Source organism: Natronincola peptidivorans, from assembly GCF_900111615.1.
GTDB lineage: Bacteria > Bacillota > Clostridia > Peptostreptococcales > Natronincolaceae > Natronincola_A > Natronincola_A peptidivorans.
This window is the reverse complement of record NZ_FOHU01000004.1, coordinates 126,740-142,870: the sequence shown is the minus strand read 5'-3', so window position 1 is coordinate 142,870 and position 16,131 is coordinate 126,740. Positions and strand designations below refer to the sequence as shown.

General features: G+C 36.1%; 14 protein-coding genes. All 14 read left to right on the top strand.

Annotated features, from left to right (window positions below; genetic code table 11):
• Window positions 1-325 precede the first annotated feature (325 nt).
• The 14 genes from BMX10_RS06550 to BMX10_RS06485 all read left to right on the top strand — a co-directional run bounded on the left by BMX10_RS06550 (window position 326) and on the right by BMX10_RS06485 (window position 16,105).
• Window positions 326-2,203 carry a sigma-54 interaction domain-containing protein gene (locus tag BMX10_RS06550; RefSeq protein ID WP_090441208.1) on the top strand — a complete coding sequence of 626 codons (1,878 nt, stop codon included), beginning with the start codon at window positions 326-328 and terminating at the stop codon, window positions 2,201-2,203.
• 480 nt (window positions 2,204-2,683) lie between these two features.
• Window positions 2,684-3,676 carry a thiamine pyrophosphate-dependent dehydrogenase E1 component subunit alpha gene (locus tag BMX10_RS06545; protein WP_330387828.1) on the top strand — a complete coding sequence of 331 codons (993 nt, stop codon included), beginning with the start codon at window positions 2,684-2,686 and terminating at the stop codon, window positions 3,674-3,676.
• On the top strand, window positions 3,673-4,656 hold the full coding sequence (locus BMX10_RS06540; RefSeq protein ID WP_090441205.1) for an alpha-ketoacid dehydrogenase subunit beta: 984 nt from the start codon (window positions 3,673-3,675) through the stop codon (window positions 4,654-4,656). Before BMX10_RS06545 ends, BMX10_RS06540 begins: the two co-directional genes overlap by 4 nt.
• 16 nt (window positions 4,657-4,672) lie before the next feature.
• Entirely contained in the window at window positions 4,673-5,896 is a 1,224-nt protein-coding gene (locus BMX10_RS06535; RefSeq protein WP_090441202.1) for a dihydrolipoamide acetyltransferase family protein, read from the top strand.
• Between the two features lie 150 nt (window positions 5,897-6,046).
• Window positions 6,047-7,447 carry a dihydrolipoyl dehydrogenase gene (gene lpdA / locus BMX10_RS06530; RefSeq protein WP_090441198.1) on the top strand — a complete coding sequence of 467 codons (1,401 nt, stop codon included), beginning with the start codon at window positions 6,047-6,049 and terminating at the stop codon, window positions 7,445-7,447.
• Window positions 7,448-7,485: 38 nt separating this feature from the next.
• Window positions 7,486-8,274 carry an SDR family NAD(P)-dependent oxidoreductase gene (locus BMX10_RS06525; protein ID WP_330387826.1) on the top strand — a complete coding sequence of 263 codons (789 nt, stop codon included), beginning with the start codon at window positions 7,486-7,488 and terminating at the stop codon, window positions 8,272-8,274.
• A 114-nt stretch (window positions 8,275-8,388) separates the two neighbouring features.
• The gene (locus BMX10_RS06520; RefSeq protein WP_090441192.1) at window positions 8,389-9,279 is read left to right on the top strand and encodes a prephenate dehydrogenase/arogenate dehydrogenase family protein; all 891 of its coding nucleotides are present in this window, start codon (window positions 8,389-8,391) and stop codon (window positions 9,277-9,279) included.
• Window positions 9,280-9,343: 64 nt separating this feature from the next.
• A complete protein-coding gene (gene lipB, locus BMX10_RS06515; protein WP_090441189.1) occupies window positions 9,344-10,051 on the top strand; it encodes a lipoyl(octanoyl) transferase LipB in 708 nt (235 codons plus the stop codon).
• Between the two features lie 708 nt (window positions 10,052-10,759).
• Window positions 10,760-11,509, top strand: a complete 750-nt coding sequence (locus BMX10_RS06510; protein ID WP_170834717.1) for an SDR family NAD(P)-dependent oxidoreductase — start codon at window positions 10,760-10,762, stop codon at window positions 11,507-11,509.
• Window positions 11,510-11,532: 23 nt separating this feature from the next.
• Entirely contained in the window at window positions 11,533-12,576 is a 1,044-nt protein-coding gene (gene tdh / locus BMX10_RS06505) for an L-threonine 3-dehydrogenase (protein WP_090441183.1), read from the top strand.
• Between the two features lie 44 nt (window positions 12,577-12,620).
• A complete protein-coding gene (locus BMX10_RS06500) occupies window positions 12,621-13,649 on the top strand; it encodes a DctP family TRAP transporter solute-binding subunit (protein ID WP_090441180.1) in 1,029 nt (342 codons plus the stop codon).
• A 165-nt stretch (window positions 13,650-13,814) separates the two neighbouring features.
• A complete protein-coding gene (locus BMX10_RS06495; RefSeq protein ID WP_170834716.1) occupies window positions 13,815-14,279 on the top strand; it encodes a TRAP transporter small permease in 465 nt (154 codons plus the stop codon).
• A gap of 2 nt (window positions 14,280-14,281) precedes the next feature.
• Window positions 14,282-15,562: a TRAP transporter large permease gene (locus BMX10_RS06490; protein ID WP_090441175.1), complete on the top strand. Its 1,281-nt coding sequence runs from the start codon at window positions 14,282-14,284 to the stop codon at window positions 15,560-15,562.
• A gap of 72 nt (window positions 15,563-15,634) precedes the next feature.
• Complete coding sequence (locus BMX10_RS06485) at window positions 15,635-16,105, top strand: PPC domain-containing DNA-binding protein (protein WP_090441172.1); 471 nt, start codon at window positions 15,635-15,637, stop codon at window positions 16,103-16,105.
• Window positions 16,106-16,131: the final 26 nt, after the last annotated feature.

The following is a 16,131-nucleotide window of genomic DNA, read 5'->3' as shown; positions in this document are numbered from 1 at the left end:
TTTTTTGGTCACGTTATTCTAGGGTCTATAGACTTACCAATAAAATTGTTGTATAATAGTACAATAAGTAACAACTAAAAAATTTTAAGCATTACAAAGAATCATGCTGAAAATTTATACAATATACATAATGCTATTAATTTTATCCTAATATATAATTATGGTGATTTACTGAAGAAATGTTTGATAAAATGAATTAATGAAAACGTCTCTAAGAAACTAATAGTAGGAAAGCATAGTTTTCATGGTAAGCAGTATAATGGAATGCAAAAAATCATTTAAGGAAAACTATGTTTTAAAATAAAGTGATCTATGGGAGGCTAACATGATTAATAAAGAAAGTATGGAGTTCTTAAAAACTGGAAGCATGGCTAAGGACAGGAATGTGTTACCAAAAGAACTATTTGAGAGAATAATAGCTAACAACTCTATTCTGATTGAAAATGCTAAAGTGTTTATGGATTATTTATTATCTTTTATGCAAGAAAAAAATTTTACGATTATATTAACAGATAAAAATGCTAACGTATTAGAAATAGTTGGCGGGGAATATATATTACAAAGATCCAAAAAAGATTTGAACTTTCTAAAAGGAGCAATACTTAACGAAAGTCTAGACGAAAAATCAGCCATTAATCTTGCTATCAAGCATAAATCCCCATCACAGGTCTGTGGTGATGAGCATCAGGAACCTAGTCATAAAAACTGGTCCTGTTATGCTGCACCTATTATGATAGAAGAAGAATTGATGGGAACTTTGTGTTTAAGTGCATATACAAAAGAACCTAATGCAAAAGCTTTAGGGATGATCATCGCATCTGCAAAGGGTATTGAGAATCAAATAAAAAATCATCTTAAAACCTTAAAGATTCAGGAGCAAATGAAGTATCAAAGTGCGATTGTAGAAAATATTTCTGAAGGCTTTTTAATGATTGATAATAAAGGAGTTGTAACTTATTTAAATGAAAAGGGTAGTAAAATACTTGGTGTCAATAAGGTAGAAAGCATAGGCAGACATATAGGAGATCTAGTTCCCTTTAAACCAATTATTCTAGAGGTTTTATCTACTGGAAAAGGCTACACTGACAGGGAGTATGTTTTAGAAAACTATAAGGGTGAAAAATTCCATTTATTAAAAACTGCAAATCCTATTAGAGACGAGAACGGTGAATTAATAGGTGTGATTGATATATTTAAGGAAATAAAGTATGTAAAAAAGATGGTTAACAGTATGCTAGGAGCCAAGGCAAGCTTTACTTTTGATGATATTGTTGGTGACAGCAGTAAAATACAGGAGAGTATCGCGATTGCAAAAAATGCTGCTCAAAGCTCATCCAACACATTGATCCTAGGAGAAAGTGGAACTGGGAAAGAATTGTTTGCCCAAGCTATACATAACCACAGTTCTCGACGAAATGGACCTTTTATCGCTATAAATTGTGCTGCAATGCCAAAAGAATTAATTGAAAGCGAATTATTCGGATATGCTGCCGGTGCATTTACTGGCGGGATAAAAGGAGGACGGCCAGGGAAATTTGAACTGGCAAATGGTGGGACAATCTTTTTAGATGAAATTGGAGATATGCCTATAAGTGTACAGGCAAAATTGTTGAGGGTGCTGCAGGATCGAAAAGTAGTTAGAGTTGGGGGAGATAATGTTTTTAAAGTAGATGTTCGTATAATTGCTGCTACCAATAAAAATTTACAAGAGGCTTGTAAGGCAAATGAATTTAGATGGGATATCTACTATCGATTAAATGTTTTAACAATCAATGTACCACCCCTCAGGAAAAGAAAGGAAGATATCGAAGTCATAACACTACATCTTATTAAAAAAATAAATAAGAGATTGGAGAAAGTGGTAACTGGAATTACTGAAAGCGCATTAAATGTACTTAAAAGTAATTCTTGGAAGGGCAATGTTCGAGAGCTTGAAAACATTTTAGAAAGAGCCATTAATGTCTGTGAAGGAAATGAAATAGATATCCAACAGCTGCCAGAAAACATTATCTCTGAACAGAGCATGATAGTGGATAATAATGAAGATTTCTTTGAGATCATGTCCTTGGAGGAAATGGAACGTAAACTAATAGAAAAAATACTGATACATTGTAAAGGGAATATTTCAAAGGCTTCCAAGGTATTGAGTGTCAGCAGAAATACACTATATAATAAGATGGAAAAATATAGATTGACCATTTAGATAAAAAATGATTTGTAGGTTCACAATAGCATTTTCAGTGATATGTTTTGTGATTGCTAAAAATACTAACAGTGTTTAAATTTTGAGCATAAAGGGAAAAGGCTTGAAATAGCAGGCAGGCTGACGATATGCTCAATATTTGAGCAGAAAAATCTATTTTATTTGCAAGAAAAGTATAATAACTAAAAAAAGCACACTGTAAAAACCTCTAAATTTTAAAAAAATTGAATACACCTGAATTGCTAAAGTGATTGAATTTCTATAAAAAAAGTTGCAAAGTGGATTTTAAATCCACTTTTTTTGTTTGATTTAAGTTTGATTGGCATGATAATTGCTTTAAACTTACTATATGTGATTAAAATATCAAAACAAACAAAATGAAGACATAAAATACAATCACTTAATTTATTGATTTTCCAATGGTTTATAATTAAAGAAAAATAATTATAACAAATCTTATTAGAAAGGTGTGAGTTTACTTTGAGTAAAAAAGAATATTCAAAGGAAATGCTTCTTCATATGTATGAAGATATGTTGAGGATCAGGAAATTTGAAACCAAATTAACAGAATGTTTTATGAAAGGCATGCTTGCAGGAAATATTCATACTTGCATTGGTCAAGAAGCTGCTGCGGTTGGTGCTTCAAAAGCATTAGAAAAAAGGGATTTCATTGCATCAACCCATCGTGGTCATGGACATTGTATTGCAAAAGGAGCAAAAACTGACAAAATGATGGCGGAGTTGTTTGGAAAAGTCACAGGATATTGCCGAGGTAAAGGCGGTTCTATGCATGTTGCAGATATTAGTTTAGGGATATTAGGTGCAAACGGCATTGTAGGTGCAGGAATACCAATCGCAACAGGGTCAGGATTAACATCAAAAATTAGAAATACTGATGAGGTTACATTAGCTTTCTTTGGTGATTCTGCATCAAACCATGGAACCTTCCATGAGTCTATTAATATGGCAGCAGCTTGGAAGCTTCCAGTGGTATATCTTTGTGAAAACAATGGATATGGTGTTTCTGTTGACATTAACACGGTAACAAATACAGATAATATTGCTGTACGTGCCAAGGCTTATGATATACCTGGAAAAACGGTGGATGGAAACGATGTTTTAGCAGTTTATGAAGCGGTGAAAGAAGCTGTTGAATATGCACGTGAAGGCAATGGTCCTTCTATTGTAGAGTGTAAAACCTATCGTATGCGAGGTCATTATGAGGGTGACCCTGCAGAGTATCGTTCTAAAGAAGTAACTGAAGAGTGGAAAAAGAAGGATCCTATCGATCGCTTTAGAACCCACTTACTTACATTGGGAATGGAAGCTGAGGAATTAGATGCAATTGAAGAAGCTATGGACAAAGAAATAGAAGCAGCTACTGAATTTGCAACTGAATCCCCATATCCAGATGCTAGTGAAGTTACATTGGATGTATATGCATCAGATAACGAAAGGAGTGTTATTCGGTGAGAACATTAAGTACCAGCAAAGCAATTAGAGAAGCATTACATGAAGAAATGCAAAGAGATGAAAATGTTATTGTTGTAGGGGAAGATTTGGGGAAAATGGGTAACCCCTTTGGTATTACACTGGGCTTTTTAGACGAATTTGGCCCTAACAGAGTAATAGAAACACCTATATGTGAATCAGGCTTCACAGGAATGGCGGTAGGCGCAGCAATGCGTGGGGTACGTCCTGTAGTTGAATTGATGTATGTAGATTTTATAGGAGTAGCAATGGATCCTGTTATGAACCAAGCAGCTAAAATGCGTTATATGACAGGTGGACAAGTGAATATACCAATGGTAGTCAGAGCACCAATGGGAGCTGGAAGACGTAACGCAGGCCAACATTCTCAGTGTTTAGAAACACTTTTTACAAATATACCAGGATTAAAGGTTGTAGCACCTTCAACAGCAGCGGATGCAAAGGGACTGTTGAAAGCTTCTATTCGAGATGAAGACCCTGTAATTTTCTTAGAGCATAAGCTACTTTACGCTGCGAAGGGCGAAATTCCTGAAGGGGAACATATAATTCCTATAGGGGAAGCAGATGTCAAGCGTGAGGGTAAGGATGTAACAATTATCACATGGTCAAGGCAGGTGTTTTTCGCACTAGAAGCGGCAAAAGAACTTGAAAAGGATGGCATAGATGTAGAGGTTATTGACCTTCGTTCCCTAGTGCCTTTAGATTGGGAAACCATTAAAAAATCCGTTTCTAAAACCCATAATGTAGTCGTAGTACAGGAGGGTAACAAGAGGAGTGGTTTTGCAGGAGAGATCTCTTCTCAAATTATGGAAGAACTATTTGATGAGCTGGATTCTCCTGTGGAGCGTGTGGCGGGGTTGAACGTGGTTCCACCATTTAGCCCGCCTTTAGAAGATGCCTTTTTCCCAAATCCAAATGACATTGTTAAAGCGGTGAAAAAAGCAGTTAATTTCAAGTTATAAGAGGAGGAATAATGATATGGCAACAGAGATTAGAATGCCTCAATTAGGCTTGACAATGACAGAAGGTGTGATTGGGGCATGGTTAAAACAGGAAGGTGATACTGTAAAAAAAGGCGATCCTATTGTACAGATCACTACAGATAAATTAAACAGTGAAATTGAAAGTGAAGTAGACGGTGTACTGCGTGTTATTTGTGCACAAGAAGGAGAGGAAATCCCTGTTCAAGGTTTGGTAGCTATTGTAGGAACAGCAGATGAAGAAATTACCATAGATACTGATACTCCTAAAGAGGAAGCGACGTCTAATGTGGAAGAAAAGGAAGAGATTATTCCTCAAATACAAGAAAAGCCGAAAGGAGGTCGGATTAAGGCCTCACCTTTAGCAAAAAAAATCGCATCAAAGAAGGGAATAGATTTAGCTAAAATTACAGGCACTGGACACGGTGGCAGAATTGTGCAAAAGGATGTTTTAGCATATGAAGAAAATGTAGTGGAAAGTCAAACACAGGAGATTCCAGAGGCATCTGAAGCACCAGCTTATATACCTAAGGAAGATGCAGATATTATCAAACCATTAACGAACATGCGTAAGGTTATTGGAAAGAGAATGACTGAAAGTAAGCATAATGCTCCTCATGTTACAATAACCACTGAGGTGAATGTGGATAAAACAATTGCCCTTAGAAGTAAGTTGAACGAGAAAAATACAGAGGTGAGGTTAAGCTATACAGATATTCTAGTAAAAATGATTGCAACTGCCCTTAGAAATATACCTATGATGAATACTTCTATCGAAGAGGATCATATTATTATCCACGATAAAATTAATATTGGTGTAGCAGTTGCCTTAGAAGAAGGATTAATTGTTCCAGTTGTAAAGGATGCTGATCGTAAAGGCTTTAAAGCCATAAGCAAAGAAGTAAAGGATCTGGCAGCCAGAGCAAAAGAAAACAATCTTTTAGGAGATGAATTGACAGGAGGAACATTTACCATCAGCAATCTTGGAAATTATGATGTAGATGCATTTACGCCAATCATTAATTTGCCTGAAAGTGCTATTTTAGGTGTTGGACGGATTGTAAAAAAACCAATTGTAAATGAAAATGATGAGATTGTTCCTGCTTCCATGATGACACTTAGTTTATCCTTTGATCATCGGATAGCAGATGGAGCATTGGCAGCAGAGTTGCTTAAAATGATTAAGGGCTACTTAGAGGACCCAGACCAAATGTATCTATAGAATAAAAGAAGACTACCGTCAAAATAAAAATAAGCCGTTATTTCTAGACAGATTTTTTAAAAAAGGGCATACAAGAGGGAATAACGGCTTTTTTAGCTATAGTCTTTCTAAAAAGAGAATCTTGTTTTCTGTTAAGGAGGATATTTTATAATGAATAATGATAAAAAAAAGATTGTTGTAATCGGTGGAGGTCCAGGAGGTTATGTGGCCGCCATAAGAGCTGCTCAACTAGGTGGAGAAGTTACATTAATAGAAAAAAAGTATTTAGGTGGTACCTGCTTAAACGTTGGGTGTATTCCTACAAAGGCCTTACTCCATACAGCAGAAATATATGAGGAAGCTAAAAACGGTGCAGAATATGGTGTGATAACAGATGTAAAGCTTGATTTTGGAAAAGCACAGGAGAGAAAAAAGGCTATAACAGAGCAACTAGTAGGCGGCGTAGAAGGGCTGCTGGCAGTAAATAAGGTAAAGATCATTCCAGGATTAGCATCATTTGTTAGTAAGGATACAATTCAAGTGAAGACAACAAAGGGTGATGTTGAAACACTAAAGGCAGATAAGTTTATCATCGCTACTGGCTCAGTACCTTTAATGCCTCCCATCCCTGGAATAGAAGCAAAGCAATGTATTGACAGCACGGGTGCCTTAGAGCTGCAGGAGGTTCCCAAATCAATGGTTATTGTTGGTGGTGGTGTAATTGGTGTTGAGATTGCAACTCTGTACAGCACTTTGGGCTGTAAGGTAACGATTATTGAAATGCAAGATGAAATATTACCAATGATGGATAAAGAGCTTGCAAAAATTCTACGTTCAATACTAGCCAAAAAGGGTGTAGATGTTTACACAGAAGCTAAGGTTGTAGCTATAAAAGATGATGGAACAGAAGCCAAAATCACAGTGGAGATGAAGGATCAGACAAGCAAAATCATTGGCGGTGAAAAAGTGTTGATCTCTGTTGGAAGAAAAATTAATACAGATGCTATTGGATTGGACGCAGCAGGGATCAAAAGTGAAAGAGGAAGGGTCATTACCAATGACAAAATGGAAACAAATATACAAGGAATTTATGCCGTTGGCGATTGCACAGAACCAATTATGTTAGCTCATGTTGCATCTGCCCAGGGTGAGATTGCAGCAGAAAATGCATTGGGACATGAAAGTACATTTGACATTAAAACAAATCCCTCTTGCGTATATACCAATCCTGAATTTGCCTCTGTAGGTTTAACGGAAGAACAGGCAAAGGAACAAGGGATAGACTATGTAGTTGGTAAATTCCCATTAATGGCAAATGGCAAGGCACTTATTATGGGTGGCGAGGAAGGAATCGTTAAAATTATTGCAGGTAAAGAGTACAAAGAAATACTAGGTGTTCACATGCTAGGACCAAGAGCAACTGACTTGATAACAGAAGGTGCTCTAGCAATAGGATTAGAGGCTACTATTGATGAAGTAATTGCTACAATTCATGCACATCCTACAGTAGGAGAAGCTGTTAGAGAAGCAGCATTGGCTGTAGATAAAAGAGCAATCCATATGCCTAATTAAATCAACTCTAGGAGTTTGAAGGGAAAAATAGGCTATTAATGATAAATGAAAGCAAGGGGGATTGGATCATGATGGATTTTACAAATAGAGTTGCTATCATTACAGGTAGTGGTTCCCCAAAAGGAATCGGCTATGCAATAGCAACAACACTTGCGAAACAAGGAGCAACGGTTATAATCGCAGATGTAAGTTTAGAAGGTGTGCATAACGTGGCAAAGACAATTAACGATGCTGGTGGAAAAGCTATAGGTATAGAGTTAGATGTCACCAACAGAAGCTCAATAGAATCCATGGTAGAAATAACCCTCAAAACATTTGGTAGAATAGATATTTTAGTAAATAACGCAGGTATTTCGCAAAAAATCACAGTTGAAGATATGACCCTTGAGGATATGACCAAGATGTTTAATGTAAATATGTTTGGATTATTTTTGTGTTCACAAGCTGTATTAAAAACTATGAAGAAACAAAAATATGGAAGAATTGTCAACATCTCATCCGTTGCAGGCAAACGAGGCGGCGGCATATTTGGTGGAGCACATTATGCAGCCTCAAAAGCTGCTGTCCTTGGCTTTTCTAAAAACTTAGCTCGTGAAGTTGCACAGGATGGAATAACGGTTAATTCAGTGGCACCAGGGCTTATCAATACTGAAATATGGAAATCTATGCCTGAAGATTTGGTAGAAACCATTATTGACGCAATACCTATGGGAAGGCCTGGTGAAACTGAAGAAGTTGCAGCAGCAGTTGCCTTTTTAGCATCAGAAGAGTCTTCCTATATTACAGGTGAAGAAATCGATATTAATGGTGGTTCACATATGGATTAATTTGTGCATAGCCACCATTAAGTTAATGAACACTTGACACTATTGCTGAAATAGATAAGGAACTATGAAAATTGTTCCTTCAAAATTCCCCATTAGAGAGGAGTTATACAACACTTGAAAAACATCGGATTTTTAGGTCTAGGAGTCATGGGACTGCCTATGGCAGTTAATATGTTAAAAAAAGGCAAGCAGTCTGTTATGGGCTTCGATATATCTGAAGAAAAAAGAACTATGTTTGAGGAAATAGGTGGAATAGCTGTAAATCATGCAGAAAAAGTCTGTAGCTCATGTGACATTATTTTCCTTTGTCTTCCCACTAATAATCTAGTAAAATCAAGTATACAGCAGATTATTGATACAGGAAGAAAAGGTACTATTATTGTAGATTTAAGTTCAACAGCCCCTAATGTGATTAGAGAAATGTATGAAAAGGCAAAGGAGTATGAGATCAGACTTATTGATTCGCCAGTCAGCGGAGGAGAAGCAGGAGCCATTGCAGCAACCCTTGCCCTTATGTGTGGGGGGGACAGAGAAATATTTGATGAAATTAAACCTTTACTTCTTTGTTTAGGAAGTTCAGTAACTTATATGGGTGCAACAGGTTGCGGTAGTATTGCAAAGCTTGCCAATAACATGATTGTTGGATGCAATATTGGAGCTATCGGTGAAAGCTTTGCCTTTGCCGCAAAAGCAGGATTGGATCCTGAAGCGCTTTTTAATGCTATAAAGGGTGGATTTGCAGGAAGTGAAGTACTAAATGCTAAGGCACCAAAAATAATTAATAGAAATTTTGAAGCAAGTGCACGAATTGCAGTGCATCAGAAAGATCTTCAAAATGCAATTCAATTGGCGGAAGAATTAGGTGTTGAAATACCTATGTCAAAAATGATTTTAAATTATATGGATCAAATGGAAGCAGAAGGTAAAATTGATGAGGACCATAGTGCTATAGCTAAAGTATATGAAAAAAATATGAAGGTAGAAATTAAGAAGCAGAATGTATAGAGTGCAACCTGAAGGAGAAATTACCAGAATTTTAAAAGTTTAGTGTTATTGGAGGGGGACTTCTATGAAGCTCAATGTTGTGAAACTTGGAGTAGTTGAATATCAGACAGCTCTTGATTTACAGTTGAAAATTAATGAATTTAATCAACAGGGAGTAATAGAGGATATTTTATTACTTTTGGAACACCCTCCTGTAATAACGATAGGGGTAAACGGAAAAAACAATAACAATATCCTAGTGAACAAAGAGTTTCTTGCGGATCAAGGGGTTGATATTCATCAAAGCAGCAGAGGTGGAGACGTAACATATCATGGCCCTGGACAAATTGTTGGTTATCCTATTATAAACTTAAATTATTTCGGTAAGGATGTCAGAGAATATGTCAGAAGATTAGAGGAAGTATTTATACAATTGCTTCAGGAAGAGTATAAGCTTCTGAGCAATAGAAGTCAAGGGCATCCAGGGATTTGGATTGGAAATGATAAAATTACTGCTCTAGGCTGCAGTGTAAAGCGATGGGTAACTATGCATGGATTTGCTTTCAATGTCAATACAAATTTAGAACACTTCCAATGGATCAATCCATGCGGCTTTACAGATAGAGGCGTGACTTCTCTCCAAAAAGAGTTAGATTGTTATCAGGATATGGAAATAGTAATGAAGCATGTTATCAAGCATTTTGCTGCTTCATTTCATTTTGACTATAAAATTCTAGAACAAGAGGCATTATTTGAAAAATTAGAAAGTCTATCTAAGCAAGATCCATTATAACAGTAAAAACTGTGAAAGAAATATACTCTATATCGAAATATAAAAATAAGGCTCTGTTAAACATTATTGCTGATTTTAGCATTCTGTTAATTCTTGGGATTTGTCATCCTGAGAGAACCGAAGGATCTAAGACTCTTTGCTATTCTCAGAGTGACAATCACTCAGTATCTCGTCATGTTTTTATTTATATAATATCAACACTTATCTTTAACATAGCCAAAAATAAAAAAGAAATTTCAACTTAGTAGCTTGTAGCAGATGTACAAAAAATGAGCAATGCTCAAAAATTGTGCATTATCTGTGTAAAGTGAAAAGATCAACTACTTGAAGAGGATTCAATATAAAAAGTGTTTATTTTTTTGGCACTTACGATATTAAGAATACGATTATTTGCAGAATGAAATCTAACAGAACATTGAAGAACCTCATAAAACCACATTTTTTCTAGGAATAATACTTGGCATGATAATTGCTATTTTAGATAGAATAGCTAACAAATTAGTACAAGCGGCAGAGGGGCAACCTGATATAGGATGGGATTATGTACATACCACAGAAAAGGAAACAAGATATATTTGAGATATTGCAAGTGACCAAGGTAGGAGAATATATCACTGCAGCTGACGATCAATAGGATCAGGTGCCATTCATAGTGTAAAAGAAATGATTTTAAGAAAAATCAGATCAATAATTTGGAGGTATATAGATATGGACTTTAAGGATAAGGTAGTGGTAATTACAGGCGGAAGTCAAGGTATAGGGAGAGCCATTGCTTTAAGCTTTGCTCGTGCTAAGGCAAAGGTTATCATAATGGATATAAATAAAGAACTAGCTGAGAAGGTCCAGGATGAAATTACAAAAGAAGGATTTGATGCCAAGGTCTATAAGCTAGATGTATCTAACGCTGAAGAAACAAAAAAGACCATTGATGAAATAACAGCAGAATATGGCAAAATTGATGTTCTTATCAACAATGCTGGAATCGTTGACACTAAACGTTTTGTAGATTCTAGCGAAAAGGATTGGGACCGTATGATTAATATAAATCTTAAAGGTGTATTCAACACATGTAGTGCTGTTTTCCCACAAATGATCGCTAGAAAGTATGGGAAAATTATTAATATTGCTTCTGTTGCTGGAAAAAGAGGCGGCGGTATATTTGGAAACACATTATACGCTGCTTCTAAAGCTGGTGTTATAGGGATGACAAAAGGATTAGCCAGAGAAGGAGGCCCCTATGGAATTAATGCAAATGCCATCTGTCCTGGGCCAACCAACACACCAATGCTTGATGATTTTACTGGTGAAAAAAGAGAAAACTTTCTTAATACTATACCTCTAAGGAGATTTGCGGACCCAGAAGATGTTGCCAATGTTGCACTATTTCTAGCTTCTGATATGGCAAAGCATATAACTGGTGAAATTACTGATGTGGATGGAGGCATAATGCTTGATTAGAAAACTATAGGGGGTCATAAAGTATGAAAAAGAAGATGTTGGCTGTAGTAAAAAAAAGTCCTGGAATAGGAGCTCAATTGGAAGAAATTGAAATACCACAGCTAGGTCCAAAAGACGTACTTGTGAGGGTGAAGGCCACTGCAATTTGTGGAACAGATTTGCATATTTATGACTGGAACACATGGGCAGAAAATGCTGGTATTCATATGCCGGTGGTTATGGGGCATGAGTTTAGTGGAGAAATTGTAGAAGTGGGGTCTCAAGTAAATGACCTTAATCCTGGGGACTATGTAGCAGGAGAAACCCACATTCCATGTGGGAAATGTTATCAATGCAATAATGGTCAACAACACATTTGTGGTAATTTGCAGATTTTTGGTGTGCATACAGATGGATGTTTTGCTGAATATACAAAGATCCCAGCCATTTGTGCCCGAAAAATCCCTAATACCATTAGTCCAGAAATAGGTGCTGTATTAGAACCTTTAGGCACTGCAATAAGATCAACTTTGGATATTGAAGTATCAGGAAAGAAAATTGCTGTTATAGGATGTGGTCCAATAGGCTTATTTGCCATTGCTTCAGCCAAAGCAATGGGTGCTTCATGTATTATCGCTATAGATGTGATGGAAGAACGACTAAAGCTATCAAAGGAGATTGGAGCCAATATAGCTATCAATCCCAAGGATATAGATGTTGTAAATGAGGTTATGGAGATTACCAATGGTGTTGGCGTTGATGGATTTATAGATGCATCAGGAAGCACACAAGCAATCAACCAAGGGTTTAAATATTTACGAAAAGGCGGAGAGGTGGCTCTTATCGGTTTACCTTCAGCCCCGATTTCTTTAGATTTAGGCCCTGATGTGGTTTTTAAAGAGGCTAAAATAATAGGAATACATGGGAGAGAAATGTTTCAGACTTGGATCAGGATGGAAAATATGCTTGAAGAAGGACTATTAAATATAAATCCTGTGATAACCCATACAATGCCTCTTGCAAAATTTGAAGATGCGATTGAATTGTTGAAAGCCGGCATTGGCAACAAAATTGTTTTAATTCCTTAAAGGGATTAAATATAAAACCATTCAAAATATGAGGAGGAGAATTTATGGTTAAGAAAAAGATAGCTTTAATTGTTGCAGTACTAATGATTTTAATGGCTGCAGTAGGTTGTTCGCAGCAAGCACCTGCTTCAGGTGGAGAAGGAAATGAAAGTGCAAGACCGCAAACCTTAAGAATGAGTATCACAGTATCAGAAAATTCAAGCTGGTATGAGGGTGCAACATTATTTGGTGAATTATTAGAAGAGAGAACAAATGGCAGATATCTTGTTGATGTTTATCCAAATGAGCAATTATCAGGTGGAGATACTGTAAGAGGTATTGAAATGGTACAATCAGGTGTTACCGATTTAGATATTCACTCAACTATTATTTGGACAGGAATAGATCCTAAATTTACAGTTGTAAACATGCCTTGGTTGATTCCTTCCTATGATGAAGCTGACGCTGCCTTATCAGGTCCAGGTAAAGAAATGCTGTTTGATTTAGCAAGGGATAAAGGTGTTGTTCCATTAGCATTAGGGGAATCAGGCTTTAGACAAGTAACAAACAATGTAAGACCAATCACAACGCCTGCAGATATGAACAACTTAAAATTAAGAGTACCAGGGATCAGAATGTATGTTGATTTATTCAGCGAATTAGGAGCTGACCCAACTGCTATGAACTTCTCAGAAGTATTTACATCCCTACAAATGGGAACCATTGATGGACAAGAAAATCCATTAGATGTTATAACCTCAGCTAGATTAGAAGAGGTTCAAAAATATATGACAATGTGGAATTATTCTTATGATACATTAATGATGACTGTAAGTGAGAATGTATGGAATTCATTAAGTGATGAAGACAAAGTAATCTTCCAAGAGGCTGCTACTGAAGCAATGGATTTCCAGAAGCAAAGAGCTAGAGAGATCAATGCAGAAAACCTAGAATATTTAAATGAATACATGGAAATTTATGAAATGACAGCAGAAGAAATTGCTGTATTTAGAGAAGCGGTACAACCAATCTATGATGCTTTTGAAAGTATCATTGGATTAGAATTACTAGAAGCATTCGGTTACGAAAAGTAGGCTATTTTTCACCTAGGCTGTTGGTTTCAACAGTCTAGGTAATTAAAAAAATAAATTTGAGGTTATAGATAACAACAAAACATTATTTTTATCTAGTTCTGATCTATAAACAATAAATGCTGACAGTATAAATATATGCTAATGATCGAAAGGGGGAGGAACTCATTGAAGTTTTTGAATAAAATCGAGGAATATTTTTTGGGTGTGAGCTTAGCCATCATGGTTATTATAAACTTTGGCAATGTATTGTCTAGATATTTCTTGCGAGCTTCTTGGTCATTTACAGAGGAAGTTGTAATTATCATATTTGTTTGGAACAGCATATTAGCTGCTGCCGTAGCTTATAAACATGGCGCCCATTTGGGGTTAAGTGTGTTGACAGACTTACTGCCTGAAAAAATGCAAAGGTATGTTGGAATATTAGGAGCATTGGCTACTACTGTCCTGATGGCAATTCTATATAAATATGGAATGGAAATGGTTAGAACTCAAATGAGATTTTCACAAGCAACTCCTGTACTAGGTATTCCATCATGGATTCCAAGTAGTGCTATTCCTATTGGGGCTTTATTTATTATCATACGTGCTATACAAAGTAGTTATATTGCTTTTAAGGAAGGGGGAAAATAAAGATGGCATTAGTATTATTTGGTATATTTACTGGATTATTGTTATTAAATATTCCCATTGCTATATCGCTGGGACTATCTACAATTCTTTCTCTAATAATATTTGATTTTCCTCTTTCCATGTTTCCTCAAATTATGTATGCTTCCATTGGTAAGTTTACGTTATTGGCGATTCCATTCTTTATTCTAGCAGGGATTATTATGGAATATGCAGGAATATCAAAACGACTGATTAAATTTGCTAACGTTTTAGTAGGACATTTCAGAGGTGGATTAGCAATAGTTACAGTAATTGTTGCTTGTTTTTTTGCAGCAATTTCAGGTTCTGGTCCAGCCACAGTTGCAGCTCTTGGAGCCATCCTTATACCTGCAATGGTGAATGCCGGATATGATAAAGGTATGTCCTCCGCACTGATTGCTTCAGCCGGGGGAATTGGAATTGTTATTCCTCCAAGTATTGCCTTTGTAGTTTATGGCGTTTTAGCGGAGGTTTCCATTGGTAGATTATTTGTGGCAGGTATTATTCCTGGCCTATTGATGGGAATTGCATTAATTCTTGCAAGTTATTATGTTATGAGAAATAATGAAAATCTAATAACTTATCCAAAAGCCACAACAAAAGAAATATTTATGGCCTTTAAAGATGCGTTTTGGGGAATTCTATCGCCAGTTATTATTCTTGGTGGAATCTATGGCGGTTTTGTCACACCTACTGAAGCAGCGGGTGTTGCTGTTGTTTATGGTTTATTTGTAGGACTGTTTATTTATAAAGAAATCAAAATAAAAGATTTAGGTGAATTACTTGTTAAAGCATCTATATCTTCTGCAACAGTACTATTTATTATAGCCAATGCCAGTGTATTTGCGTGGTTGCTGACTACCGGTAGGATTGCTACTGACATGGCGAATGCTTTGATGGGATTAACCAGCAGCACTATAGGAATATTACTTATTATGAATGTAATTTTCATTATAGCAGGTTGTTTCATCGATGCTATTTCAGCTTACTATATTCTAGTACCTATTTTATTACCAGTTATAAGAACGCTAGGGATAGATCCTGTAGTATTTGGCGTGTTCATGACGGTAAACCTAGCAATAGGGTTGGCAACGCCACCTGTAGGAATCAACCTATATGTTGCTTGTAACATTTCAAAGCTTTCATTACAGGAAATATCTAAAAAGGTACTGCCTTTTATTGTGGCAAGTATTATCGTTTTATTAATGATTACATTTATACCGCAACTTTCTTTATGGTTACCGAATTTCCTTGGTATTAGATAAGGGTTTCCAATAGTAGAATCAATACAATGTTTATCACTAAAAATAAATCACTTGAAATATGGAGGGTTAACTATGTTTATTGATGCTGAAGGTACTCAAGGCAGAGTGATTATGGCAAGATTATTACCTGGTAGTGATTTAGTAAAATCTATTGAAGAAATTTGTCGCAAAAGAGACATTGACAATGGGATCATTACCACATGCGTAGGAAGTTTAAAAGAAGCAGCATTTATATATGCACTGCCATTTGAAGGGAACTATTTTAACATGGTTTATAGCGAACCCGTATTAAAAACTGGAATATTTGAATTTTTAAATGGACAAGGTATTGTAGCTAAAAGTGAAGACGATAAATTTCAAATACATCTTCATGGAACAATAAGTGATAGTGATATGAAGGTTTACGGCTGTCACATTTTAGAAGAAGGAAATATTATCCTGGCTACAATGGAAGTCGTGATTACTGAAATAAAAGATATGAAATTGGCAAGAGAATACGATGAAAAAAGCGGTTTTTCCTTTTTCCAACCTAAGGAATTGTAGAAAAGGTAGAATGGAAGACACACCCT

Bases quoted from the DNA above. Each gene is read 5' to 3' on its own strand.
- BMX10_RS06550 (WP_090441208.1), top strand. From the start codon at position 326: ATGATTAATAAAGAAAGTATGGAGTTCTTAAAAACTGGAAGCATGGCT.
- BMX10_RS06535 (WP_090441202.1), top strand. From the start codon at position 4,673: ATGGCAACAGAGATTAGAATGCCTCAATTAGGCTTGACAATGACAGAA.
- lpdA (WP_090441198.1), top strand. From the start codon at position 6,047: ATGAATAATGATAAAAAAAAGATTGTTGTAATCGGTGGAGGTCCAGGA.
- BMX10_RS06525 (WP_330387826.1), top strand. From the start codon at position 7,486: ATGATAAATGAAAGCAAGGGGGATTGGATCATGATGGATTTTACAAAT.
- lipB (WP_090441189.1), top strand. From the start codon at position 9,344: ATGAAGCTCAATGTTGTGAAACTTGGAGTAGTTGAATATCAGACAGCT.
- BMX10_RS06510 (WP_170834717.1), top strand. From the start codon at position 10,760: ATGGACTTTAAGGATAAGGTAGTGGTAATTACAGGCGGAAGTCAAGGT.
- tdh (WP_090441183.1), top strand. From the start codon at position 11,533: ATGAAAAAGAAGATGTTGGCTGTAGTAAAAAAAAGTCCTGGAATAGGA.
- BMX10_RS06500 (WP_090441180.1), top strand. From the start codon at position 12,621: ATGGTTAAGAAAAAGATAGCTTTAATTGTTGCAGTACTAATGATTTTA.
- BMX10_RS06490 (WP_090441175.1), top strand. From the start codon at position 14,282: ATGGCATTAGTATTATTTGGTATATTTACTGGATTATTGTTATTAAAT.
- BMX10_RS06485 (WP_090441172.1), top strand. From the start codon at position 15,635: ATGTTTATTGATGCTGAAGGTACTCAAGGCAGAGTGATTATGGCAAGA.